We start from the raw sequence: 24,236 nt of genomic DNA, 5'->3' as shown, positions 1-24,236 counted from the left end.
TGGTAGACCTGAGCATCGGCTCCATGAATTGGCGTTAAATCTGCCCCTTGTTGCCGGTGGTTGCAAGCAATCCCTTGTTATTGCAGGAAATGTAATCAAAAAAAGCCGCTATCTCGCGATAGCGGCCCTCTTTCTGGCCATGAGCGGCAAGAGTCCGCTCAGGTGTGCCTCACATGATATGGGAGTGCCCTCTCATGACCAGTTTTCGTCAGCCTGGGTAGCTCGACCAGCGGTTGGTCGCGCCCTCGTTGCTGATACTCAGTACCTCATAGGGATGGCCCGGAATATCCATGCCCGGCGCACTCTGGGGCATGCCCGGAATGGTCAGGCCACGGATCGCCGGTTTTTCCCTGAGCAGCTTCTGCACATCGGCGGCCGGTACATGCCCCTCGATCACATAGCCATTTAAGATACCGGTATGGCAAGAAGCCAGTTCCGGCGCGATACCGTATTGCTGCTTCACTGCGCCGAGCTGTTCGGTTTCGATGACGTCCAGTTCGAAGCCATTCTGCTCCATGTGCTCGTTCCAGCTTTGGCAGCAACCACAATATTTGGATTTGTAGACGGTCATCTTCTCGGCCGCGAGAGCTGAAAAGCTGACGGTACCGGCCAGCATGGCCAGTAACAGGGGTTTGTACATCACTCACCTCAGATTGAAAGAAAAGATGCCCGATACGGGATGCGTTTCAGATCCGGGTGCGTGGGGGACGTTCGAGCCGCTCGCACGGAGCGTCCGGCATAAAGAGAGAGGGGGAGGCGAAGTCGGGGGTATCCGGTTCCAGCACGGCGACCGTCAGGCTGTCGCTGCCTACCAGTGTCATCGAGAGGGCGGTGGTAAAGCTGCCGCAGGGCATTGCTTTTTCCAGGATGCGCTCGCTCTGGCTGCAGTGGGTGGTCAGGGTACAGAGGTCGGTTGCGGCCCGGCTGCCAAACGACATCAACACCAGCACCAGACTCCACAAGGGGAGCCAGCGACGGGCGTGAGCGAGTTGGCGACGGGTGAGAACCATGGAATGACTCGAAAATAACAAGGGGCACATGGTAACCCTGTGCCCCGGGGGAGGGTCAAGCCCTCCGCATGGTGTCAGTCAGTCAGGATTAAGGTTGCTGACGGGTCGCCGCCAGTACGATCTCGCGCACGCAGACGTTGGCAGGCTGGTTCCAGGCGTAGAGCACGGCATCGGCGATCACTTCCGGCGCAATGACGCCACCCATCTGATCTTTCCAGTCGTGGTAACCGGCCTTGATGCTCTCGTCAGTGGTATGGCTGAGCAGCTCGGTCTCGACCGCACCCGGGGCAATGGTCACCATCCGTACGCCCACATCGGCCACCTCTTCGCGGATGTTCTCGGTCAGGGCGTGCACGGCGAACTTGGTGGCGCAGTAGGCAGCATGGTTCGGGAAGGTCTTGCGACCGGCGATGGAGCTGATGTTGATGATGGTGCCGCTGCGGCGCTCTTTCATACCTGCCAGCACAGCGTGGACGCCGTTCAGCACCCCCATCACGTTGATATTGAGCATCTGCTGCCACTCGGCGGGATCCTGCACATCGGCCTGACCCAGCAGCATGACGCCGGCGTTGTTGACCATGCAGCCGACTGGGCCGAATTGGGCTTCTGCCTGCTGGACGGCGGCTTTCATGGCGGCGGTGTCGGTGACATCGACCCCGATGCAGAGGGTATCGGGCAGGTTCAGTGCCTGCATCGGCTCGACCCGGCGGGCCAGCAGCAGCAGCGGATGACCGGCAGCTGAGAAGGCACGGGCGATGGCGGCACCGATCCCGGCGGAGGCACCGGTGATCACGACGAGAGATTTGGACATGGGTCTTTCCTTCTGATTCAAGAGTCGGTTTGAGCAAACAGGTGGCTGGCCAGCACGGAACCCAATCACTATAGTCACTGCATCTATAAGTGATAAATATTGTTTTCCGCTGGTTATCATCTGAAAAAACTATGGTTGGTTTATGCTGGACTTGAGATTGCTGCGTTTCTTCATCGCCATCTATGAAGAGAAGAACATCACGGCGGCGGCCGAGCGCTGCCACGTCAGCCAGCCCTCCCTCTCGGCGGGGCTGCGCCAGCTGGAAGAGGCGCTCGGTGACAGCCTGTTTGTCCGGGGCAAGAAGGGGGTGGTGGCGAAAGATCCGGCCCACTATCTCTATCCTCACGCGGTCAAGCTGGTGGAGGAGGCGCGCCGTCTGCCGGAGCTGTTTCGCCAGAAAGCGACGCGTGCGAGGCTCAATATCGCCATCATGCCGGACTTGAGTCGCCGCCGGGTGGCCGGGCTGTTGCAGCAAGTGCAGGGCGTGTTGCCGCAGCTGGATCTCACCCTCTCCGACTACACCACGCCCGCCGACTGCCGCTTGACGCTGGATGCTTTGCGCCGGGAGGACGAGATCTTCCTGCCGCTGTGGGAGGAGGATTACGTGCTCTGCGTGCCGGTCGATCACCCCTTGGCAAGTCGCGAAAGGATCGAGCTGGCCGAGCTGCAACATTATGATTTTATTGAGTGCCCGCCCTGCGAAGCCCATCAGCAGACTATCGGCCTGCTGGCCTGTGACCGCCTTACCCTCAATCTGGTGGCCAAGGCCGAGAGCAAGGGGCTGGTGATGGCGCTGGTGCTGGCGGGGGTCGGCATCAGTTTTCTGCCGGACGGGCTGGTCGAGGATGAGGCGGGGCTCTGTACCCTGCCGGTGAGCGGACCGCGGATGTTTCGCCGGATCGGGCTCTGCTATCCCGCCCACCAGACCCTCAATCCGGCGCTGCGGGAGCTGATCCCCGAGTTGGCAGGCTATGGCGCTTCCTGATAAGGTCGCTCTCCTGTGCACCTTTACGATGCAGCTCCCCAGATTCCCCTTTTCTGTTTACCTCGCCTTGCACCGCAAGGCTTTGTTCGGGTGATGTGGTCATGAAACGTATTCTGGTTATTTTTTCCCATCCCGCGCTGCAGAGCTCGCGGGCCAACAAGCAGCTGTTGCAGGCGATTGAGGGGTTGGAGGGGGTTACGGTTCACGACCTCTATCAGCACTATCCCGACATGTTTATCGATGTGAAGCGGGAGCAGGCGCTGCTCTCTGAGCACGACATCATCGTCTTCCAGCACCCGTTTTACTGGTACTCCTGCCCGGCCATCATGAAAGAGTGGATGGATCTGGTGCTGGAGTATGGCTATGCCTATGGCCCCGAGGCCCACGCCCTCAAGGGCAAGCAGTGGTTGAGCGCCATTACCACCGGCGGGGCGCCGGAGTCCTACTGCAGCGAGGGTTACAACAGCCGACCGCTGCTCGATTTTCTGCTGCCATTTCAGCAGGCGGCCACCTTGTGCGGCATGAACTGGCTGCCCCCTTTCGTGCTGCACTCCTTTCACAAGATCAAGGATCCCGCCGCCCTGCGCCGCTGTGGACAGGATTACCGCCAGCTGCTTTGCGCCCTGCGTGACGATCAGCTGACCCCGGAGCAACTGGCCGGGCGTCCTTATCTGCGCGACTTGCTGGAGGTACTCTGATGACACACGGGCAGTTTGTTGGCCGAGCTCATGAGCCGGATCAGATGTTCATGCGGAGGGCCGACTGATGGGCCACGGGATCCTGTTTGATGCCTTTATCTACCTCTCCGCCGCCGTCATCGCGGTGCCGCTGGCCAAACGCTGGGGGTTGGGCTCGGTGCTCGGCTATCTGTTGGCGGGGATCATCATAGGCCCCTTCCTGCTGGGGCTGGTGGGCGAGCAGAAGGATGTGATGCACTTCGCCGAGTTTGGCGTGGTGCTGATGCTGTTTCTGGTCGGCCTTGAATTGCGTCCGGCCCTCTTGTGGCAGCTGAAGGGGCCGATCCTCGGCACCGGCGGCCTGCAGGTGCTGCTCACTACGGCGGCGCTGACCGGCGTGGCGCACCTGATCGGCCTGCCGCTGCAACAGGGGCTGGCTATCGGCCTCATTCTGGCGCTCTCCTCCACCGCCATCGTGTTGCAGAGCCTGCAGGAGCGCAAGCTGATGCAGAGCGAGAGCGGTCGCTCCGCCTTTGCGGTGCTGCTGTTTCAGGATATTGCGGTCATTCCGATCCTGGCGATCCTGCCGTTGCTGGCCATGGCGCCGGTCGCCAGCAATGGTGGCTCCGAGCTGGCGGGTTGGCAGCATGGTCTGCTGGTGGTCGCGGCCATCTCAGGCATAGTGCTGGGTGGCCACTACCTGATGCGGCCGGTGTTTCGTGCCATCGCCCAGTCCCATATGCGGGAGATCTTCGTCGCCGCCGCCCTGCTGCTGGTGATCGCTATCGCTGTGCTTATGGAGTCGGTGGGGCTTTCGCCTGCACTTGGCTCCTTCCTCGCCGGTGTGGTGCTGGCCGACAGCGAATATCGCCATGAGCTGGAGGCAGACATAGAGCCGTTCAAGGGCTTGCTGCTCGGCCTGTTCTTTATGTCGGTGGGGGCGGGGATCGACTTCGGGTTGTTTGCCGAGCACCCCTTCCTGATACCCACTCTCGTCGTTAGCCTGATGGTGCTCAAATGGCTGGTGCTGATGGCGCTCGGCTTCATCATCCGCATCTCGCCGAGCCAGCGTTGGACCTTCGCACTGGCGTTGGCGCAGGGGGGCGAGTTTGCCTTCGTGCTCTTTTCGTTTGCCGCGCAAAACCGGGTGCTGCCCGGTGAGACCATCTCGCTGCTGACGCTGGTGGTGGCGCTCTCCATGGCGCTCACCCCGCTGCTGCTGATCCTCAATGATCGGGTGATCCAGCCCTGGTTCGATTACCGTAACCAGAGCGACGCGCCGCAGCATGAGCAGCCGGAGCTGGTGGAGCATCCGGTGATCATCGCGGGTTTCGGCCGCTTCGGTCAGATCGTGGGGCGTCTGCTGCACGGTCACGGCATCGGTACCACCATCCTCGAGCAGGATGCTAGCCAGATAGAGACCCTGCGCAAGTATGGCTATCAGGTCTTCTATGGCGATGCCAGCCGGATCGATCTGCTCCATGCCGCAGGGGCGCACAAGGCGAAGCTGCTGGTGCTCTCCATCAACGATCCAGCTACCTCGCTGGCGGTGATCGAGATGGTGCAGAAGCACTTCCCGCACCTGAAGATCCTGGCGCGAGCGCTGGATCGACCCCATGCCCACGAGATCCTGCGCCACGGGGTCGAGAGCGTGCACCGGGAAACCCTGGGCTCGGCGGTCGATCTGGGGGTGGAAGCCCTGACCCAGCTTGGGTTTAGGGCCAACCAGGCCTGGCGGGCGGGGCAGACCTTCAAGCAGCACGATAACTGGCTGTTGCGTGAGCAGGTCAACTATCTGGACGACGAACACACTTATATCAACAAGAGCCTGCAATACCGGGAGATCCTCTCCGATCTGTTGCAAGACGACGAGGAGGGGCAGGAGCGTATCCATGCCCACAACTGGAACAGCGGGCTACCCGACGACGACAAGGAAGCAAAATGATTGCCTATTATCCCATGTTCAAACACCTGCATATGACGCTGGCGCTGGTCAGTCTGCTGCTCTTTATCTATCGCTGGAGTCTGGCGCTGGCCGGCAGCGATCGGTTGCAGCAGAAGTGGCTGAAGATCCTGCCCCATATCAACGACACCTTCCTGCTGCTGTTTGGCGTGCTGCTGGCGGTGACCTTGCAGCTGAGCCCCGGCCAGCAGCCCTGGCTGATGGCCAAGCTGATTGCACTGGTGCTCTATATCGGTCTGGGTGTCATGGCACTCAAGCGCCCGGCCCGCGGTCAGAAGCTGGTGGCCGGTGTGGCGGCGCTGGCGGTGTTTGGCTACATGGTCGGTGCGGCCATCACCAAGTCAGCCTGGTCGTGGCTGATGTGATTGAGCTTGGAGGGAGGATTGCCTCCCTCCGGCTATTTCAAAAGAACAGATTCAGAAAAATCCTATTCCCCTTGATGTTAGCCTGCCTCTCCACTTAGTTTTCTTCGTGATGGTTAGCTTGTCTTAAAGTGTTAAGTTTGCCGTGCTAAGTGATTTTTATATTATAAATCATGTACATGAGTTGCTTTGTATGAAAATGGCGACAGTTGTCGCCGCAAAACTTGCGACATAGACTGTCGCAAGTTGCGACTAGGATACGATCAACGCTAAACCAGTGAAGGCATGCACCATGAGTAAGAAGCTGTTACGACAACTGACCTTGGCGCGTTGCATCCCGCACCGCCCTTACAAGCTGACCGCCAGCCAACTTCAGGTAAAACTGGAAGAGGAAGGCATCCACGTCAGTCTGCGTACCGTGCAACGGGACCTGGAGGAGATGTCCGGCATGGGACTGTTCGACCTCACCTCGGACGAGCGCAGTAAACCCCATGGCTGGTGCTTCGAGCGCCACGGCCTCAATGACTTTGCCAATATCATGCCCCTCTCGCTGGCAGTGGCCCTGAAAACCTGGAGTGATCAGGCGAGCCAACTGTTACCGGCGAGTGTATTGACCGAATTGAACCCGCTGGTCGACAAAGCGAGTCAGGTGATCCGCGACAGCCAGAGCGAACTGGCCGAACGCTGGCTGGAGAGTGTCCACCAGTCACCGCGTCCGTTTGCCGGCAACCCGGAGATCCGCCGCAGCACCTTGATCCGCGATGCGCTCTGGCGTGGTCGCAAGTTCAGTGCCGAGATCCAGCGCGTGATCAAAGAGCGCACCGTGTGGCTCTGCTACGACCGTATCAACCCGCTCGGCATTCTCAATCAGCCGGACGGTCCGATCCTGCTCTGCACTCTCTCAGAGCTGGATCCCAAGGTCTACGGCATCCCGTTTGACCATATCAAGAATGTGGAGCTGACCAACTTCAGCGCCACCCAGCCGAAGGATTTCAATATTCAGAAGCTGATCCGAGATCAGGGTTATCAGGATGTGAGCGGCCCGATCCGTTTCGTCGGCCGGATCGATGCCAACAGCCAGTCGCTGCTGGATAACCAGATCCCCGGCAACAATCCGCGCATGACCCGCTATGACAAGCGCAGCGTGGTGGTGGAGACCGAAGTGCAGGACACCCCGGAGTTTCGCAGCTGGTTGAACAATATCAGCGGTGAACTGGAGGTGCTGGCGCCGGAATCGCTGCGCAAGGCCTATCTCAATCCGGCCAACCGCTTGAGCTGATTAAGAAATTGCATGTGAAGAGTCGAGCCTGGTCTCGGCTCTTTTTTTGCTGTTTTTTTAAGCATATTTATTCAACTAATTTTTAAGTGTTAACGACAGGATTGAACCGTTTTCCTGCCCCGTTTTTGGGGGCGAATCCCGTGTAAGAGATCTGCCATAGCCACTGTAAGAGGCTGGCGCTTTGAACCGTACGCGAAGCCATGCCAGAATGATCGAGCTTTCCTGTGAAACTAATTAACTTGCTGATATTGAAGGGTTAGTTTTTAAGTTTGTTTTTTGAAATGGGAGCGGCATCAGATCTTTATCATCGGATGGCCCTTGTTCGGGGTCCGCATTTCCTTACTATGGGTCTCACAAGGACGGAGCTGGTCCGGCAGGATGCAGGGCAGCGCATAAAGATGGAATAGTCCGCAGGATGTGGACAAGGGACACCTCAGGATGAGCTCGATAATCAGGATGATTATCGTCACGGATGAATAAGGAACACCGCAGGACGCGGCAGGACACTCTCGGGATGAGAGCAGAACGAACGGAACCTCGTTCTTCAGGATGAACAGGACCTCGCCGGATGCGAGAGGAATACTTCAAGATGAAGTGAGATAACCCGGATGGTTATCTGTCAGGAAGACGCAAGGACCCCCACAGGACGTGGTAATGGACACCTCCAGGATGGAGACAGTGAAGCAGTTCAGGATGAATTGCCAGGCCAGGAACGCCGCAGGACATGCCAACGGATTGGAAAGGGGATATTCCAAAGGATTAGGATAAAGTCAGGGATTGCAGGGAGCATTGCAGTTCTAAGGACAGGACGACACGACTCTAGGGGACGGCTACCGCCGTCCCCTTTTCTTTTATGGTTTGTCCGAGAGATTACCTCGCTGGGCGGCGTTGACGATCTCTTGCAGGCGCTGACGAATGTCGACCATGCCAAACACGCCAAAGATCAGCACAGTGACAAATTCGGCCTTGGTGACCGCGAAGTAGCGTTTGCAAGCTGCCTTGATCATGCTGGCCTGCAGCCAGTGCAGCAGGGCGACAATCACGCCACAGACCGGCAGAAAGCCGTTGAGTTTGCCGGGTAGCGGGGCAATCAGGCTCACCAGTACGCCAAACCAGAAGAACAGTATCAGCCCCATCGCCAACAGATTAAAGACCCGCTTCATTGTTTACCTCCCGTAGATAGAGTTGATAACAGACCTGACCTGCCTGCTTGTCCTTGAGTAGTTGCCAACTGGCGGGCAGCGCCAGATCGGCCATCTCTTTTTCCCGCTCCAGATAGATCAGGGCGTCCGGTGCCAGCCAGCCGCGCTGCTCCAGCAGTTCGCACACTTGCGGCAGCAGCTCGCGGCGAAACGGCGGATCGAGGAACACCAGATCAAACGGCGTGGCTGGGCCTTGCAGCCAGCTCACTGCATCTGACTGGATCACCTGACCCTGACTGCTGCCGAGGGCGGTCAGGTTCTTCTTGATCTGGTCCGCGGCCCCTTTGTCCATCTCGATCAGGGTCACCTGCTCGGCATAGCGCGACAGCGCCTCCAGCCCGAGTCCGCCGCTACCGGCAAACAGATCCAGGCAGCGGGTGCCGCGAATGTGGGGGGCCAGCCAGTTGAAGATGGTCTCCTTGACGCGATCCGTGGTGGGCCTGAGCCCCTCCACATCCTTGACCGGCAATTTGCGGCCTCGCCACTGGCCGCTGATGATTCTTACAAAGCCCGATTTTCCTTGCGGGGCGGGACTCTTGCTCGGGTTGCTACGGCTGGATTTCACTCTGGGCATCGCGTTTCATCGTCAGAAAATAAAGTGGTAGTATAAGGCGGTTCATTTTTATGCCGACCCGCCAAGGGACGGCTATCTTAGCAGTCAGCCTTTGATGTGAGTATTTTTAGATGGCAAAAGGTTTGTTTTCCTGGCTGGGTTTCGGCCGCAAGAAAGAAGAGGCTGAGGCTGTCCAACCACAGACACCCCAAGCCACCCCCGTTACCGTTGAGCCCGAGGTCACTGCTACCCCCGCTCCCGTTTCCGATATAACTGTTTCCGATAGTACGCCGGCTGTTGCCCCCGAAGTGCCTGCCAGCGCACAGAATCCCGTTTTGCAAGATGATTGCTGCCTGCCGACCGAGCTGGACGACCACGGCCCGCTGGTGGTGGAGGAGTGCGCCTCCGATCTGGAGCCGGTGATCGTCAACGAAGCGCTGATCGCCGAAGAGGAACGTGCCGCTGAAGCCGCTCGCACTGCCGCAGAAGCACAAGCTGCTGAAGCGGCTCGCATCGCTGCCGAAGCTCGCGCCGCGGAAGAATCTCGCATTGCCGCCGAAGCCCGCGCCGCGGAAGAGGCTCGTATCGCGGCCGAAGCCCGCGCTGCAGAAGATGCTCGTATCGCCGCCGAGGCTCGCGCCGCAGAAGAGGCCCGCATCGCCGCCGAAGCTCGCACCGCGGAAGAATTTCGCATTGCCGCCGAAGCCCGTGCCGCGGAAGATGCTCGTATCGCCGCCGAAGCCCGCGCTGCGGAAGAGGCTCGCATTGCTGCCGAGGCTCGCGCTGCAGAGGAGGCTCGCATTGCTGCCGAAGCTCGCGCTGTGGAAGAGGCTCGCATTGCTGCCGAGGCTCGCGCCGCGGAAGAGGCTCGCATTGCTGCCGAAGTCCGCACAGCGGAAGAAGCTCGCATTGCCGCCGAAGCTCAGGCTGCGGAAGAGGCTCGTATTGCCGCTGAAGCTCAGGCTGCGGAAGAAGCCCGTATCGCCAAAGAGGCCCAGCGCGCGGAAGATATGCGCCTGGTCGCCGCGATGGAGGCTGAGGCCGCTGCACTGGCTGCTCTGCCATTGGCCGCCAAGGTGGACGACGACACCCAGGACAAACCGCAGCGGGAGGGCTTCTTTGCTCGCCTCAAGCGCAGTCTGGTACGCACCAAGGAGAATATCGGCTCCGGTTTCTTCGGCCTGTTCCGTGGCAAGAAGATCGACGATGAGCTGTTTGAGGAGCTGGAAACCCAGCTGCTGACCGCCGATCTCGGTGTGGATACCACCACTCGCATCATCGAAGGGCTGGTGCAGCACGCGGATCGCAAGCAGCTCAAGGATGCCGAGGCGCTCTACGGCCTGCTTAAGCAGGACATGGGCGAGATGCTGGCCAAGGTGGAGCAGCCGCTGGTGATCGACACCAGCAAGAAGCCTTATGTGATCCTGATGGTCGGCGTAAACGGCGTCGGCAAGACCACCACCATCGGCAAGCTGGCCAAGCAGTTCCAGGCCGAGGGCAAGAGCGTGATGCTGGCGGCGGGTGACACCTTCCGTGCTGCCGCTGTCGAACAGCTGCAGGTTTGGGGTCAGCGCAACAACATTCCGGTGATTGCCCAGCATACCGGTGCCGACTCCGCCTCCGTTATTTATGACGCCATCGAGGCCGCCCGTTCCCGCGGGGCTGACGTGCTGATCGCCGACACCGCCGGCCGCCTGCAGAACAAGAGCAACCTGATGGAAGAGCTCAAGAAGGTGGTGCGGGTGATGAAGAAGCTGGACGATGCGGCGCCCCACGAGATCATGCTGACACTGGATGCGGGCACCGGCCAGAACGCCCTGAGCCAGGCCAAGCTGTTCAGCGAGGCGGTGGGCCTGACCGGCATTACCCTCACCAAGCTGGATGGCACGGCCAAGGGCGGCGTCATCTTTGCGGTGGCCGACAAGTTCCAGATCCCGATCCGCTACATTGGGGTGGGCGAGGGGATCGACGATCTGCGTCCCTTCGTTGCCAACGACTTCATCGAGGCGCTCTTCAGCCGCGATGAATAAGTCCGGCCGCGATGAGTCAGCTCAGCCGTGATGAGTAAGTGTTCCATGCCCCGACTCCGGTCGGGGTTTGTCAATTTCAGGGAACCGTTATGATTCGTTTTGACAAGGTCAGCAAGGTATACAGCGGCGGCCATCAGGCGCTGCAAAAGGTCAGCTTTCACCTGCGCAAGGGGGAGATGGCTTTTCTGACCGGGCACTCGGGGGCGGGCAAGAGTACCCTCCTCAAACTGATCAGCGTGATGGAGCGTCCGACCGATGGTCGCGTCTTCTTTCATGGTGATGATGTCAGCCATATCCAGCGCAGCCAGATCCCCTATGTTCGCCGCCAGATCGGGATGATCTTTCAGGATCACCGCCTGCTGATGGACAGAACCGTGTTCGACAACGTGGCGCTGCCGCTGGTGATCGATGGTTACAGCCATGCGGACATCAACAAGCGGGTGGCGGCGGCGCTGGACAAGGTGGGGCTGCTCGGCAAGGAGCGCTACCAGCCGCGCATGCTCTCCGGTGGTGAGCAGCAGCGGGTCGGTATCGCCCGCGCCATCGTCAACAAGCCGCCGCTGCTGCTGGCGGATGAACCGACCGGCAACCTGGATCCCCAGCTCTCCATGGACATCATGCGGCTATTTCAGGAGTTCAACAATTTTGGGGTCTCGGTACTGATTGCCACCCACGATCTGGGGCTGATCGCCCGCATGCGCTATCGCACCCTGACCCTCAAGGCGGGTCGCATGTATTCGGCCGGGGAGGAGCTCTGATGGCTATCGTTCGTCATAAACAACCGCCACTGCGCCGTCTGATGATGTACGGGGTTGACCATGTGCGGCAGGCGTTTGCCAGTCTCGGAGAGTTGTGGCGCAATCCGCTCGCCTCCCTGATGACGCTGGCGGTGCTTGGCGTCAGCTTGGCACTGCCCTCCTGTTTCCATGTGCTGCTGAAAAACGCCGAGGTGGTGGAGGGGAGCTGGCAGAGCAGTTCCCAGATCTCCCTTTACCTGCGCAAGGATCTGCCGGAGCAGAGCATTCTCGATCTGCAGCACCGGATCCTGCTCTATCCCGAGGTGGATTCGGTCACCTACCTGAGCCGTGACGATGCGTTGCGGGAGTTTCGCGAGATCTCCGGCTTCGGCGATGCTCTCGACTACCTCGACAGCAACCCGCTGCCGCCAGTGTTGAGCGTCATTCCGGATCCGCGCTGGCAGAATCCGGAAGGGGCCGCCGAGTTGCTCGGCAAGCTAAACAATGAGGATGGGGTCGAGCAGGGCAAGCTGGATCTGCAGTGGCTGACTCGCCTGCAGGGGATCATGAACCTGCTGCGCCACACCATTACCGGCATCGCGGTGCTGCTGCTCTCCGCCGTGCTGCTGATCGTCGGCAATACCCTGCGTCTCAACATCCTCAACCAGCGCTCAGAGATTGAGGTGCTCAAGCTGGTGGGGGCAACTGATGCCTTCATCCATCGCCCTTTCCTCTATACCGGCATCTGGTTCGGGGTGATTGGTGGCATGTTGGCCTGGTGGTTGACCGAGGTGATGGTAATCTGGAGCGAAGGGGTAGTTAAGGAGCTTGCGGGCTTGTATAACAGTAACTTCCGGTTGGTTGGCATGGGTCTGGTGGACGGGGTGAACCTGATCCTGCTGGGGGCTCTGCTGGGGCTGATCGCATCATGGTTTTCAGTTCATCGTCACATTCGCGATATAGAGCCATCCTGATTAATTTATTATCAAAGTAAATCGCTGGATTTTGAGAGGTGGATCAAGTAAAAGAAGGTCCGTTTCTGGCTTGACCCCCTTAGTCAGAGTATTCTGAATTAAATAAGATCTCTCGGATCTTTTATGGATCCACGGAACCTTCTGATTTATAAGCAGTCTATTAGGCTGAAGCATTTATACGAGTGTGGCCCCTCTGCCTTGCTCGTCAGACTTGGCAAGCATGTGAAGGTTGCGAGCTCCGCAACAATGGACTTAGCATGCTACTTTTCGGGGGTCCTTCATTGTGACCCCTTTTTTTTGACTGTTCATTCATGATTCATCCTGCAGGCATAAGATAAGCCGGTCTAAAGCTGGACATGTTCTTTGATAGACGCCGCAGAATGACATCAGGTCAGTAGACAGACCCAATCTGGGTGTTAGACTGATTCGATTGAAAAGTAAGAGGTAACAGATGGGAACTTCATTGCAGCGCACTATGGCTTTGATTCCGCAAGGTAGTTTGGAAGGCTATATCCAGGCAGTCAACTCGATTCCGGTGCTGAGCGCAGAGGAAGAGCGTGAGCTGGCTGAGCGTTTGCAGCAGGATGGCGACCTTGAGGCTGCTCGTCAGCTGGTCATGTCGCACCTGCGCTTTGTCGTTCATGTCGCCAAAAGTTATGCCGGTTACGGTCTGCCCCAGGCCGACCTGGTGCAGGAAGGCAACATCGGCCTGATGAAGGCGGTCAAGCGCTTCGACCCGAGTGTCGGCGTGCGCCTGGTCTCCTTTGCCGTGCACTGGATCAAGGCCGAAATCCACGAATATGTTCTGCGCAACTGGCGCATGGTCAAGGTGGCGACCACCAAGGCCCAGCGCAAGCTCTTCTTCAACCTGCGCAAATCCAAAAAACGTCTGGGCTGGCTGAACCACGAAGAGGTTCAGGCAGTGGCGGCCGATCTAGGCGTTTCTGCCGCTGACGTGACCGAGATGGAAGCGCGCATGAGCAACTATGATCAAGCCTTCGACCTGGTCGGTGATGATGACGAAGAGGGTGGTTTCGCACCGGTCCACTATCTGGAGGACAAATCCTCCGATCTGGCTGCGACCATCGAGAACGACAACTGGGACGACCATGCGACCCGTCGCCTGAGCTCGGCTCTGGCTACTTTGGACGAGCGCAGCCAGCACATCATCCGAGCCCGCTGGCTCGACGATGAGAGCAAGACCACTCTGCAGGAGCTGGCCGATACCTACGGCGTTTCTGCCGAGCGAGTGCGCCAGCTTGAGAAGAATGCGCTCAAGAAGCTGAAAGATGCCATGGAAGCCTGATGCTTCCTCTCATAAAAACAGGGCCTAATGGCCCTGTTTTTGTTTTGCAGGGGGCTGGTCGGCCTTGCCTTGGTTACCCTTGTGTATGGTATGTTGCCGCCACTGCCACTGTAGGGAGAGCAGATAGTGAAACTGTTGAACGACCTGTTTACCAACAACCGCGAGTGGGCGGAGCAGATCAAGGCCGAGGATCCCGAATTCTTTGCTACCCTCTCTGCCCAGCAGGCCCCCGAATACCTCTGGATTGGCTGCTCCGACAGCCGGGTCCCTGCCAACCAGCTGATGGGGTTGCTGCCGGGGGATGTGTTTGTCCACCGCAACGTCGCCAACCTGGTGGTACACACCGACTTCAACTGCCTCTCGGTGCTGCAATATGCGGTCGAGGTGCTCAAGGTGAAGCACATCATCGTCTGCGGCCACTACGGCTGCGGCGGCGTCAAGGCGGCGATGCAGAACCAAGAGCTGGGGCTCATCGACAACTGGCTGCGCAACATCAAGGATGTCTACTTCAAGTATCGCGAGCAGCTGGATGCCATCGAGGATGAGCACGAGCGCTTCGACTACCTGTGCGAGCTGAACGTGGCCGAGCAGGTCGCCAACGTCTGCCACACCACCATCATCCAGAATGCCTGGCGCAAGGGGCAGGAGCTGGCGGTACACGGCTGGATCTACGGCATCAAGGACGGTCTGCTGCATGACCTTGATCTTTGTATCAGCGGGCCGGATCAGATCCCCGACGTCTACCGCGCCTGGCCGGATATGCGTCCGCCCCACCGCCGTCGCTGAGGAGCATCCCGTTGGCACCGGCCCTCTATATGCAAATCAAGCAGCACATCCTGGACGGGATCCGCGAACGCCACTATCAGGCGGGCGACCGGATCCCGACCGAGGCCGCCCTGTGCGAGCAGTTCGCCGTGAGCCGGATGACGGTCAACAAGGCGCTGCGCGAACTGGTGGCCGAGGGGTGGCTGGTGCGCACCGCCGGTTCCGGCAGCTTCGTGGCGGACAGGCGCACCGAGTCGCCGCTGCTGGCCATTCGCAACATCGCCGACGAGATCGCCGAACGGGGCAGCGAGTACAGCGGCCGGGTGATCCGGCTGCAACGCCAGGCTGCCGACGAGAAGGTGGCGGTGCAGCTGGGCTTGCGGGTCGGCGCTCCCATCTTCCACAGTCTCATCGTCCATCAGGCCGATGGCGAGCCGCTGCAGCTGGAAGAGCGCTTCGTCGATGCCGAGCGGTTGCCACAGTACGGTGAGCAGGACTTTGCCAGCCAGACCCCCAACCGCTATCTGATGGAGGTCTGCCCCCTCTCCGAGATGGAGCACGTGGTAGAGGCGGTGCTGCCGAGCGCCGGCGAGGCCGGCTTGTTGCAGGTGCGGGTCGACACCCCCTGCCTGCTGTTGCATCGGCGTACCTGGTCCGACGGTTATCTGGTCTCCTATGCCCGTTTGCTGTCGCCTGGCTCCCGTTACAAGTTGAGCTCCAAGACCAGCCTTAGTTAATTGTATATACATATCATTTTTGAAAAAGCCCGCCTCTGGCGGGCTTTTTTGTGTTTAAGCTCTAATGAACACGATGTTATCAAGATGTGAACTTGATCCTTTCTTTCCCGTCAGAGATCGGATATAAGTTAATGTATATACATTTAGAGGTCGGTATGAACAAGGAACTGTTGAACTGCGAGAGGGTCTGGCTCAACGTGACACCCGCCACCCTGCGCTCCGATCTGGTCGACTACGGTCTGCTGGAGCCCCATGCCCTCGGCGTTCACGAGGGGCGGATCCACGCCCTGGTGCCGATGCAGGATCTCAAGGGCCCCTATCCCGCCCATTGGCAGGATATGAAGGGCAAGCTGGTCACTCCCGGCCTCATCGATTGCCACACCCACCTCATCTTCGCCGGCAGCCGCGCCGAAGAGTTCGAACTGCGCCAGAAGGGGGTGCCCTATGCGGAGATCGCCCGCAAGGGCGGCGGCATCATCAGCACGGTACGCGCCACCCGTGCCGCCAGCGAGGATCAGCTGTTCGATCTGGCGCTGCCGAGGGTGAAATCCCTGATCCGGGAAGGGGTCACCACGGTGGAGATCAAGTCCGGTTACGGCCTCACCCTGGAAGACGAGCTCAAGATGCTGCGGGTCGCCCGCCGACTGGGGGAGGTGCTGCCGATCCGGGTCAAGACCACCCTGCTGGCAGCTCATGCGGTGCCGCCGGAGTATCGCGACGATCCCGACTCCTGGGTCGAGACCATCTGTCAGGAGATCATCCCGGCCGCCGCCGATGCGGGCCTGGCCGATGCGGTGGACGTTTTCTGTGAACACATCGGTTTTTCGTTGGCCCAGACCGAGCAGGTCTATCTGGCGGCGGATCAATACGGTCTGGCGGTGAAAGGGCACATGGATCAGCTCTCCAACCTGGGCGGCAGCACGCTGGCCGCCAACTTCGGCGCCCTCTCGGTGGATCACCTGGAGTACCTGGATCCGGAGGGGATCCAGGCGCTGGCCCACCGCGGCGTGGTGGCCACCCTGCTGCCTACCGCCTTCTACTTCCTCAAGGAGACCAAGCTGCCGCCGGTCGCCGCGCTGCGCAAGGCGGGGGTGCCGATGGCGGTCTCCTCCGACATCAACCCCGGCACGGCCCCCATCGTTTCCCTGCGCATGGCCATGAACATGGCTTGCACCCTGTTCGGCCTGACCCCGGTGGAGGCCATGGCAGGGGTGACCCGCCACGCCGCCCGCGCCCTCGGCGAGCAGGAGCAGCTGGGACAGCTCAGGGTCGGCATGCTGGCGGACTTTCTGGTCTGGAACTGCGGCCATCCGGCCGAGCTCAGCTACCTCATCGGCGTCGATCAGCTGGTGAGCCGGGTGGTCAACGGCGAGGAGACGCTCCATGGATAAGTTCAACCCGGTCGACATGTCGGTCTGGCAGGGGCGCCAGGATCCGGAAGATGGCGAGCTGGCCCTGCGCTGGCACGACAAGGTACAACCCTGGTCACAAGCCGGCAGCGCCGCCCCGGGCGTAGCCCTGGTGGGCTTTGCCTGTGACGAGGGGGTGCGCCGCAACAAGGGGCGGGTAGGGGCCGCCGGTGCGCCGCTGGCGGTGCGCAAGCTGCTGGCCAACAGCGCCTGGCATCTGAGCCGACCCGTCTATGACAGCGGTGACGTGAACTGCGAGGATGGCGATCTCGATGCCGCCCACGGCCGTCTGGCCGAACGGGTGGCCCGCTTGCTGGACGAGGGGCACTTCCCGCTGGTATTGGGCGGTGGTCACGAGGTGGCCTTTGGCAGCTGGAGCGGCCTCAATCGTCATCTGGCTGGCCGTGGCCGGGTCGGCATTATCAACTTCGATGCCCACTTCGACCTGCGCATGAAGCTGGAGCAGGCGAGCTCCGGCACCCCCTTCTTCCAGATCGCCGAGCAGTGCGCCGCCCAGGGCACGCCCTTTACCTACGCCTGCCTCGGGGTGGCCGAGACCGCCAATACCCGGGCGCTGTTCGCGCGCGCCGAGGCGCTGGGAGTGTGGCACGTGCTGGACGAGGCGATGACGCCGGCCGAGCTACCGGTCTTGCTCTGCGGGCTGGATGCCTTCATCGCCCGCTGCGATCACCTCTATCTGACCATCGATCTCGACGTGCTGCCGGCAGCCGTGATACCGGGAGTGAGCGCCCCCGCCGCCCGCGGCGTGGAGCTGGCGGTCATCGAACCCCTGATTGCCCATATCCGGGCCAGCGGCAAGCTGCGGCTCGCCGATCTGGCCGAATACAACCCGAGTCTGGATCAGGACAACCGCAGTGCCCGCGTGGCCGCCCGGCTGGTCCATCAGTTAACCAAGTAGCGGCCTGCCACCGGCCGGCCGCCACCCTGCTGCATCGATAAACAAGGAGTGTATATGTCCCAGCAACACCAGGATCCCCGTCACGATCCCAATCGCGTGATCCGCGCCCCGCGCGGCACCACGCTGACCGCCAAGAGCTGGCTCACCGAAGCGCCGCTGCGGATGCTGATGAACAACCTGGATCCCGAGGTAGCCGAGCATCCCCAGTCGCTGGTGGTGTATGGCGGCATCGGCCGCGCCGCCCGCAACTGGGCCTGCTTCGACAAGATCGTCGAGGTGCTGACCCGGCTGGAGGAGTATCAGACTCTGCTGGTGCAGTCCGGCAAGCCGGTCGGGGTGTTCCAGACCCACAAGGACGCACCGCGGGTGCTGATCGCCAACTCCAACCTGGTGCCGCACTGGGCCAACTGGGAGCACTTCAACGAGCTCGATAAAAAGGGCCTGATGATGTACGGCCAGATGACCGCCGGCTCCTGGATCTACATAGGTACTCAGGGGATCGTGCAGGGCACCTACGAAACCTTCTTCGCGGTGGCCAACCAGCACTTCAACGGCGAGCCCAAGGGGCGTTGGATCCTGACCGGCGGTCTGGGTGGCATGGGTGGCGCCCAGCCGCTGGCCGCTACCATGGCCGGCTTCTCGATGATCGCGGTGGAGTGCGACGAGACCCGCATCGATTTTCGTCTGCGTACCCGCTACGTGGACAAGAAGGCCCACAGCTTGGATGAGGCGCTGGCCATGATCGAAGAGGCCAAGCAGAGCGGCAGCGCCGTCTCCGTCGGCCTGCTTGGCAACGCCGCCGATGTGTTCGCCGAGCTGGTGGCCCGTGGCATCACCCCGGACGTGGTGACCGACCAGACCTCGGCCCATGACCCGGTGCACGGCTACCTGCCGCAGGGCTGGAGCGTGGCCCAGTGGCGCGCGCTGCAAAAATCCGCGCCCCAGGAAGTGAACCAGGCCGCTCGCCACTCCATGGCCCGTCAGGTCGAAGCCATGCTGACTCTGCAAGCCCGCGGTGCGGCCACGCTGGATTATGGCAACAACATTCGCCAGATGGCGCTGGAGGAGGGGGTGAAAAACGCCTTCGACTTCCCCGGCTTCGTCCCGGCCTACATTCGCCCGCTGTTCTGCGAGGGCATTGGCCCGTTCCGCTGGGTGGCGCTCTCCGGCGATCCGGAAGACATCTACAAGACCGACCAGAAGGTGAAGGAGTTGATCCCCGATGATCCTCACCTGCACAACTGGCTCGACATGGCTCGCGAGCGCATCGCCTTCCAGGGCCTGCCGGCGCGGATCTGCTGGGTCGGGGTCAAGGATCGGGTACGCCTCGGCCTGGCCTTCAACGAGATGGTCAAGAATGGCGAGCTGAAAGCCCCCATCGTCATCGGCCGCGATCACCTGGATTCCGGCTCGGTGGCGAGCCCGAACCGCGAGACCGAGTCGATGATGGATGGCTCCGATGCCGTCTCCGACTGGCCGCTGCTCAACGCCCTGCTCAACACTGCCAGCGGCGCGACCTGGGTCTCCCTGCACCACGGCGGCGGGGTCGGCATGGGCTTCTCCCAGCACTCCGGCGTGGTGATCGTCTGTGATGGCTCCGATGATGCCGCCAAGCGGGTCGGTCGGGTGCTGCGCAACGACCCGGCCACCGGGGTGATGCGTCACGCCGATGCCGGCTACGAGATTGCCATCAACTGCGCCCACGAGGCGAAACTGGATCTGCCGATGATTGACGGCGCCAACGGTGTCAAAGGAAAGGTGTAACACCATGTTTGAATTGACTATTACCCCGGGCGAGCTGGATCTTGCCACCCTGCGTCGCGTCAGCCGCGAGCCGGTACACATTTCACTGGATCCCGTCGCCCTGGCGGGGATCCACGCCTCCGCCGCCGTAGTCACCAAGGTGATCGAGCAAAACCGAGTGGTGTACGGCATCAACACCGGCTTTGGCCTGTTGGCCAACACCCGCATTCCGGTGGAGCAGCTGGACGAGCTGCAGCGCTCCATCGTGCTTTCCCATGCGGCAGGGATTGGCGAGTACATGGATGACGCCACCGTGCGGCTGATGATGGTGCTCAAGCTCAACTCGCTGGCGCGCGGCTTCTCCGGCATCCGGCTGGCGGTGCTTGAGGCCCTGATGACCCTCATCAACGCCGAAGTCTATCCGGTGGTACCGAAGAAGGGCTCCGTCGGTGCCTCCGGCGATCTGGCGCCGCTGGCTCATATGAGCTGTCTGCTGATCGGTGAAGGCAAGGCTCGCCACAAGGGCGAGCTGATCGACGCCGCCACTGCCCTGAAGATTGCCGGGCTGGAGCCCATCGCGCTAGCACCGAAAGAGGGGCTGGCGCTGCTCAACGGCACTCAGGCGAGCACCGCCTTCGCGCTGGAAGGGCTGTTCCACGCCGAGGATCTGTTTGCTGGTGCCATCACCATCGGCGCCATGAGCGTGGAGGCCGCCCTTGGCAGCCGCCGGCCGTTCGATGCCCGTATCCACGCGGTGCGCGGTCAGCGCGGCCAGATCGACGCGGCCGCCTGCTACCGTCACCTGCTGGTGGATGGCAGCGAGATCGGCATGTCTCATCACAACTGCGAGAAGGTGCAGGATCCCTACTCCCTGCGCTGCCAGCCACAGGTGATGGGCGCCTGTCTGACCCAGATCCGCCAGGCAGCCGAGGTGCTGGTGTGCGAGGCCAACGCGGTCTCCGACAACCCGCTGGTGTTTGCCGAGGATGAAGAGATCCTCTCGGGCGGCAACTTCCACGCAGAACCCGTGGCCTTCGCCGCCGACAACCTGGCGCTGGCCATCGCCGAGATCGGCTCGCTCTCCGAGCGGCGCATGGCGCTGCTGATCGACTCGCGGATGTCCGGTCTGCCGGCGTTTCTGGTCAACAACGGCGGCGTCAACTCCGGCTTTATGATCGCTCAGGTCACCTCGGCGGCGCTCGCCTCCGAGAACAAGACGCTGGCCCATCCGGCCTCGGTGGACAGCCTGCCCACCTCCGCCAATCAGGAGGATCACGTCTCCATGGCCACCTTCGCCGGCCGTCGACTGGCGGACATGGCCGAGAACACCCGTGGCATTCTGGCGGTGGAACTGCTGGCGGCAGCGCAAGGGCTGGATTTTCGTGCTCCCCTGCGCAGCACCGAGCTCATCGAGCTGGCCAAGGGCCGGCTGCGGGAAGAGGTCAGCTTCTACGACAAGGACAGGTACTTCGCGCCGGACATCGAGGCGGCCGCCGCGCTGCTGGGCCGTGCCAGCTACAACGACCTGCTCCCGACCGGGGTGCTGCCGAGCCTCTAGGTGGCCATCCAGCCCATAACAAAAGACCGCCCAATCGGGCGGTCTTTGCGTTTCTGGTGTTGGTTGAACGCGGTTATTCGTGTTCGAACATCAGGAACAGATAGACCACGAACAGCACCAGGTGAGTGGCTCCGTGCAGCACATTGGTGCGGCCGCTGCTGAAGGTCACCTTGCACACCATCAAGGTCGTGACCAGCAGTACCATATCGGCGGGGGAGAGACCGAGGCGCACCTCCTGACCGAGCATGGAGCCGATAAAGAGCACGGCAGGCACGGTGAGGGCGATGGTGGCCAGCACAGAGCCGAAGTAAAGGTTCATGGCCCGCTGCAGCTGATTATTGAAGGCCGCCTTGATGGCGCCGACTGCTTCGGGTGCCAGCACGATACAGGCGACGATAAAGCCGCCCAGTGCTGGCGGAGCTGCCAGCACCTTGACCCCGTGGTTGATGGGAATGGCCAGGGTCTTGGCCAGCAGGATCACCACCAGCAGATAGGCGAGCAGCAACAGGGTGTGATAGAGGTTGCTCTGTAGCGGGCCGTGGTGCTCTTCGTAATCCTCATGATCGCTGTCGATGAAGAAGTGGCTGTGGCTGCGGGTCTGGATCAGCAGAAAGACCCCGTAGAGCAAGATCGAGATGATGATCAGCATCCATGACATCGGGTTAGACATGCTGCCGACCGTGCCGCCCCGGGTGAAGTTCGGCAGCACCAGACAGAGCAGGGCCAGCGGAATGATGGCCACCAGATAGGATTTGACCCCGTCCAGATTGAAGCTCTGGGTGTGGTAGCGCCAGCCGCCGAACAGCAGGGTGAAGCCCACCAGGCCGGTACTTACCAGCATCACCACCGCAAACATGGTGTCACGGGCCATGGTGGGGTTGGGCTCGCCGGTCAGCATCACCGAGGAGATCATCACCACTTCCAGCGAGATGACCGACAGGGTCAGGATCAGGGTGCCGAAGGGCTCGCCAAGCTTGATGGCGAGGGCATCCGAGTGGCGCACCACCGAAAAGATGGCCCAGGTGACGATAGCAAGCAGCATCGCCGAGACAGGAAGATAAATCCCGAGCGGAGTGGTCTCTGTCAGCAGGTCGCTGCCGAGCGTCTTGAAAAAGAGCAGGGTGAGCAGGCCAACGGGCAGGGCAATCTCTTGCCGGATAAATGTCTTCATAGGCAATGGTTCTCATCTCGGGGCGGCACTGGCCGACGGGGATTGATGGGAGGCACGCGTAAAGGTGCTCACGGTAGCCGAATGCTTATGATAAGCGCTCCATCCGGCCAGGGGCAGATCATTTTGTTTCTGAATGTAAACAGGTGGTTGAAGGCGATCAGCCTAGTGGCTCCAGAGGCTGCGTCAGTGCCAGCCTGCCTCTGTGGAAAAGGGAGCAAGCGGGTCAGTTGGGACGAGCTCTGCCGGACCTGTCTTGTGTAATATCAGTGTCAGCTCTCCTGCGAATATTGTGGGGGCCACGTTTGTTGCCAGATGGCAAGATCTGCCAGCGCCATTGGTCTGCCAAAGACGTAACCCTGGATCAGACAGACGCCGCGTTGTCGTAAATACTCAACCTGTTCTCGCGTATCAACCCCTTCTGCAATCATCTCCATGCCTGATTCCAGACCAAATGTGATGATGGCATCCAGCACACTGCGTTTGAGGTCGTTGGTGCCTATGGTGTCGACAAACATCTTGTCAATCTTGATTTGGCGAATGCCCAGCCGTTGCAAATAGGCAAACCCCCCGTAACCGGTGCCAAAGTCGTCCAGTTTGAAGTGATATCCCATTTGTTGCAGCAGGGTGATCTCGTCGGTGGCACTCTGAATATCGATGATCGGCTTGCGTTCAGTCAGCTCGAAGGTAAGGCGCTCGGGCGACGGATTGTGGTGTTCGCTCAACATGTTGCGCAGCAAGGGTTGTTCGATATGTGCGGCGACCAGGTTGACGCTGATCCACTGCTCTGGCGCCAGCTGCGGCAGATCCGTGATCACTTGTTCCAACAACTGTCTGGTAATCGGCAGGATCAGTCCCTGATCTTCCGCATATTCGATAAAGGCGCTCGGGGGGATCAGCTCGTGTCCCCGTTGCCAGCGCAACAGAGCCTCAAAACCGGCCACCTGCCAGGTACGAATATCCACGATGGGCTGATAGAAGGGAATGAACTCCTGGCGCACCACTCCGGCCTGCAATAGCCCCTTGAGCGAGCGGCGATAGTTTCGCAGCGACCAGTAGGCGGTCACCAGCAGTCCGCTCAGGATAGCACCGCACCAGAGTGCGATGCGTCTGACTTGCTCGCGAGCAAATTGATCGAGTGCGGAACCTGCCCAGATGGTTTGTCGGGTGAGTTTGTCCTGATCGAAGAAGCTCAGACTGCGGCTGCCTTCTTCGAGCTTGATTGCCTGGTTACCGCGCGGGAAGCGGGGGGTCATTGCCACGGGATCCCGCTGACTGAACTCCAGATAGAAACAGCCACTGCAGGGGAGTTGCAGCAGATCGTGGCTCCAGCTGTTATCGAGCACCCAGTAGGCAATGTTGCCGCCGCTTTGGTAGTAGGCAACCATCTCCTGCTCAGTATTGAAGCTGGCTGTTGTGGCGGTCAGTCCCAGTTTATCGGGAAGCTTTCCCTCCTGGTTGACATTTTTGATGAGCGAAATGCCTATACCCAGGCTTGAGCAGCTTTTCCCTGATGCCAGTTCCAACCCCTGCAGACGAATATGGGTGCTGTAAAAACGGGGATCCCGCAGCAACGCCATGTCGTTGGCACCACAATCGAAATCAAACTGTGCCAATTGCTCGTTCATGGCCTTGTCCAGGGTGTGATGGCGTATCGCCATGGCACGCTTTATCTCGGCCACCTTCTGCTCCATGAGGTGGTTGGCCATTGATCTGGTAAGCCAGATGCCGACGGACTGGCTTGCCAGAATGGGCAAGACACATAGAAGAACAGTGATCCAGAGGGGGGAGATGCGTAACAAGGTAGTCCTGCCTGTTTCACGAGACACAGATGGGTCACGCCATCATAGTGCATTAGCACAATCAATTTGAGTCCGATATGTCACACTTATTGATTGATTTTTTAACTAATTGGTTTTAATCGATTTTTTAATTTCTTTTTAAAAGAGGCAATCGTTGACCTGTCATAAATGACAATTGCCCAACTTATCCGAACTGCTTTAGAGTACCCCTGCGGTTTGACTCACCGTGTGTTCAATACTCCTGTA

22 protein-coding genes are annotated in these 24,236 nt (G+C 60.3%); 15 read left to right on the top strand and 7 right to left on the bottom strand.

Annotated features, from left to right (window positions below):
* Nucleotides 1-208: 208 nt before the first annotated feature.
* The 3 genes from G5171_RS10520 to G5171_RS10510 form a co-directional block, all read right to left on the bottom strand.
* A complete protein-coding gene (locus G5171_RS10520; RefSeq protein ID WP_421260152.1) occupies nt 209-640 on the bottom strand; it encodes a DUF411 domain-containing protein in 432 nt (143 codons plus the stop codon).
* Nucleotides 641-686: 46 nt separating this feature from the next.
* A complete protein-coding gene (locus G5171_RS10515; protein WP_421250842.1) occupies nt 687-1,010 on the bottom strand; it encodes a hypothetical protein in 324 nt (107 codons plus the stop codon).
* A gap of 88 nt (nt 1,011-1,098) precedes the next feature.
* Entirely contained in the window at nt 1,099-1,821 is a 723-nt protein-coding gene (locus G5171_RS10510; protein WP_019444689.1) for an SDR family oxidoreductase, read from the bottom strand.
* Between the two features lie 142 nt (nt 1,822-1,963).
* On the opposite strand from G5171_RS10510, the gene G5171_RS10505 reads away from it, so the two are divergent.
* The 5 genes from G5171_RS10505 to G5171_RS10485 all read left to right on the top strand — a co-directional run bounded on the left by G5171_RS10505 (nt 1,964) and on the right by G5171_RS10485 (nt 7,087).
* The gene (locus G5171_RS10505) at nt 1,964-2,806 is read left to right on the top strand and encodes a LysR family transcriptional regulator (RefSeq protein WP_005342847.1); all 843 of its coding nucleotides are present in this window, start codon (nt 1,964-1,966) and stop codon (nt 2,804-2,806) included.
* A gap of 101 nt (nt 2,807-2,907) precedes the next feature.
* Nucleotides 2,908-3,504, top strand: a complete 597-nt coding sequence (locus G5171_RS10500) for an NAD(P)H-dependent oxidoreductase (RefSeq protein WP_068978326.1) — start codon at nt 2,908-2,910, stop codon at nt 3,502-3,504.
* A 67-nt stretch (nt 3,505-3,571) separates the two neighbouring features.
* The gene (locus tag G5171_RS10495; RefSeq protein WP_421260151.1) at nt 3,572-5,428 is read left to right on the top strand and encodes a monovalent cation:proton antiporter-2 (CPA2) family protein; all 1,857 of its coding nucleotides are present in this window, start codon (nt 3,572-3,574) and stop codon (nt 5,426-5,428) included.
* On the top strand, nt 5,425-5,811 hold the full coding sequence (locus G5171_RS10490) for a SirB2 family protein (RefSeq protein WP_005342850.1): 387 nt from the start codon (nt 5,425-5,427) through the stop codon (nt 5,809-5,811). The genes G5171_RS10495 and G5171_RS10490 overlap by 4 nt, the downstream gene beginning before the upstream one ends.
* Before the next feature lie 289 nt (nt 5,812-6,100).
* Entirely contained in the window at nt 6,101-7,087 is a 987-nt protein-coding gene (locus tag G5171_RS10485; protein ID WP_005342851.1) for a helix-turn-helix transcriptional regulator, read from the top strand.
* An 851-nt stretch (nt 7,088-7,938) separates the two neighbouring features.
* Here G5171_RS10485 and G5171_RS10480 read toward each other — a convergent pair.
* Complete coding sequence (locus G5171_RS10480) at nt 7,939-8,250, bottom strand: DUF1145 domain-containing protein (protein WP_005342853.1); 312 nt, start codon at nt 8,248-8,250, stop codon at nt 7,939-7,941.
* Nucleotides 8,234-8,863 (bottom strand): 16S rRNA (guanine(966)-N(2))-methyltransferase RsmD, encoded by a 630-nt coding sequence (gene rsmD / locus G5171_RS10475; RefSeq protein ID WP_042081417.1) that lies wholly within the window; start codon nt 8,861-8,863, stop codon nt 8,234-8,236. Before rsmD ends, G5171_RS10480 begins: the two co-directional genes overlap by 17 nt.
* 110 nt (nt 8,864-8,973) lie before the next feature.
* On the opposite strand from rsmD, the gene ftsY reads away from it, so the two are divergent.
* The 10 genes from ftsY to hutH all read left to right on the top strand — a co-directional run bounded on the left by ftsY (nt 8,974) and on the right by hutH (nt 21,020).
* Nucleotides 8,974-10,872, top strand: coding sequence for a signal recognition particle-docking protein FtsY (ftsY, locus tag G5171_RS10470; protein WP_421260150.1), 1,899 nt, complete (start codon nt 8,974-8,976; stop codon nt 10,870-10,872).
* 89 nt (nt 10,873-10,961) lie between these two features.
* Entirely contained in the window at nt 10,962-11,630 is a 669-nt protein-coding gene (gene ftsE / locus G5171_RS10465) for a cell division ATP-binding protein FtsE (protein WP_005339995.1), read from the top strand.
* Entirely contained in the window at nt 11,630-12,583 is a 954-nt protein-coding gene (gene ftsX / locus G5171_RS10460) for a permease-like cell division protein FtsX (RefSeq protein ID WP_421250839.1), read from the top strand. Before ftsE ends, ftsX begins: the two co-directional genes overlap by 1 nt.
* Nucleotides 12,584-13,034: 451 nt before the next feature.
* Nucleotides 13,035-13,889 (top strand): RNA polymerase sigma factor RpoH, encoded by an 855-nt coding sequence (gene rpoH / locus G5171_RS10455; RefSeq protein ID WP_005342862.1) that lies wholly within the window; start codon nt 13,035-13,037, stop codon nt 13,887-13,889.
* Between the two features lie 126 nt (nt 13,890-14,015).
* Nucleotides 14,016-14,675, top strand: a complete 660-nt coding sequence (can, locus tag G5171_RS10450) for a carbonate dehydratase (RefSeq protein ID WP_005342864.1) — start codon at nt 14,016-14,018, stop codon at nt 14,673-14,675.
* An 11-nt stretch (nt 14,676-14,686) separates the two neighbouring features.
* On the top strand, nt 14,687-15,391 hold the full coding sequence (hutC, locus tag G5171_RS10445) for a histidine utilization repressor (protein ID WP_216979636.1): 705 nt from the start codon (nt 14,687-14,689) through the stop codon (nt 15,389-15,391).
* A gap of 155 nt (nt 15,392-15,546) precedes the next feature.
* Nucleotides 15,547-16,782, top strand: coding sequence for an imidazolonepropionase (gene hutI, locus G5171_RS10440; protein ID WP_337073108.1), 1,236 nt, complete (start codon nt 15,547-15,549; stop codon nt 16,780-16,782).
* Nucleotides 16,775-17,719, top strand: a complete 945-nt coding sequence (hutG, locus tag G5171_RS10435; protein WP_421212220.1) for a formimidoylglutamase — start codon at nt 16,775-16,777, stop codon at nt 17,717-17,719. The genes hutI and hutG overlap by 8 nt, the downstream gene beginning before the upstream one ends.
* A 54-nt stretch (nt 17,720-17,773) precedes the next feature.
* The gene (gene hutU / locus G5171_RS10430) at nt 17,774-19,483 is read left to right on the top strand and encodes a urocanate hydratase (RefSeq protein WP_421212221.1); all 1,710 of its coding nucleotides are present in this window, start codon (nt 17,774-17,776) and stop codon (nt 19,481-19,483) included.
* 4 nt (nt 19,484-19,487) lie between these two features.
* Complete coding sequence (hutH, locus tag G5171_RS10425; RefSeq protein ID WP_421260149.1) at nt 19,488-21,020, top strand: histidine ammonia-lyase; 1,533 nt, start codon at nt 19,488-19,490, stop codon at nt 21,018-21,020.
* 73 nt (nt 21,021-21,093) lie between these two features.
* Here the strand turns inward: hutH and G5171_RS10420 are convergent, their stop codons facing one another.
* Together G5171_RS10420 and G5171_RS10415 are read right to left on the bottom strand one after the other, a co-directional pair.
* Nucleotides 21,094-22,191 carry a calcium:proton antiporter gene (locus G5171_RS10420; RefSeq protein ID WP_216979631.1) on the bottom strand — a complete coding sequence of 366 codons (1,098 nt, stop codon included), beginning with the start codon at nt 22,189-22,191 and terminating at the stop codon, nt 21,094-21,096.
* A gap of 269 nt (nt 22,192-22,460) precedes the next feature.
* Entirely contained in the window at nt 22,461-23,990 is a 1,530-nt protein-coding gene (locus tag G5171_RS10415) for an EAL domain-containing protein (RefSeq protein WP_421260148.1), read from the bottom strand.
* Nucleotides 23,991-24,236 lie beyond the last annotated feature (246 nt).

This window comes from Aeromonas sp. 600774, assembly GCF_049175075.1.
Taxonomy (GTDB): Bacteria; Pseudomonadota; Gammaproteobacteria; order Enterobacterales; family Aeromonadaceae; genus Aeromonas; species Aeromonas veronii_A.
Note: the sequence above shows the minus strand (reverse complement) of the source record. Positions and strands in the feature narration are given on the sequence as shown.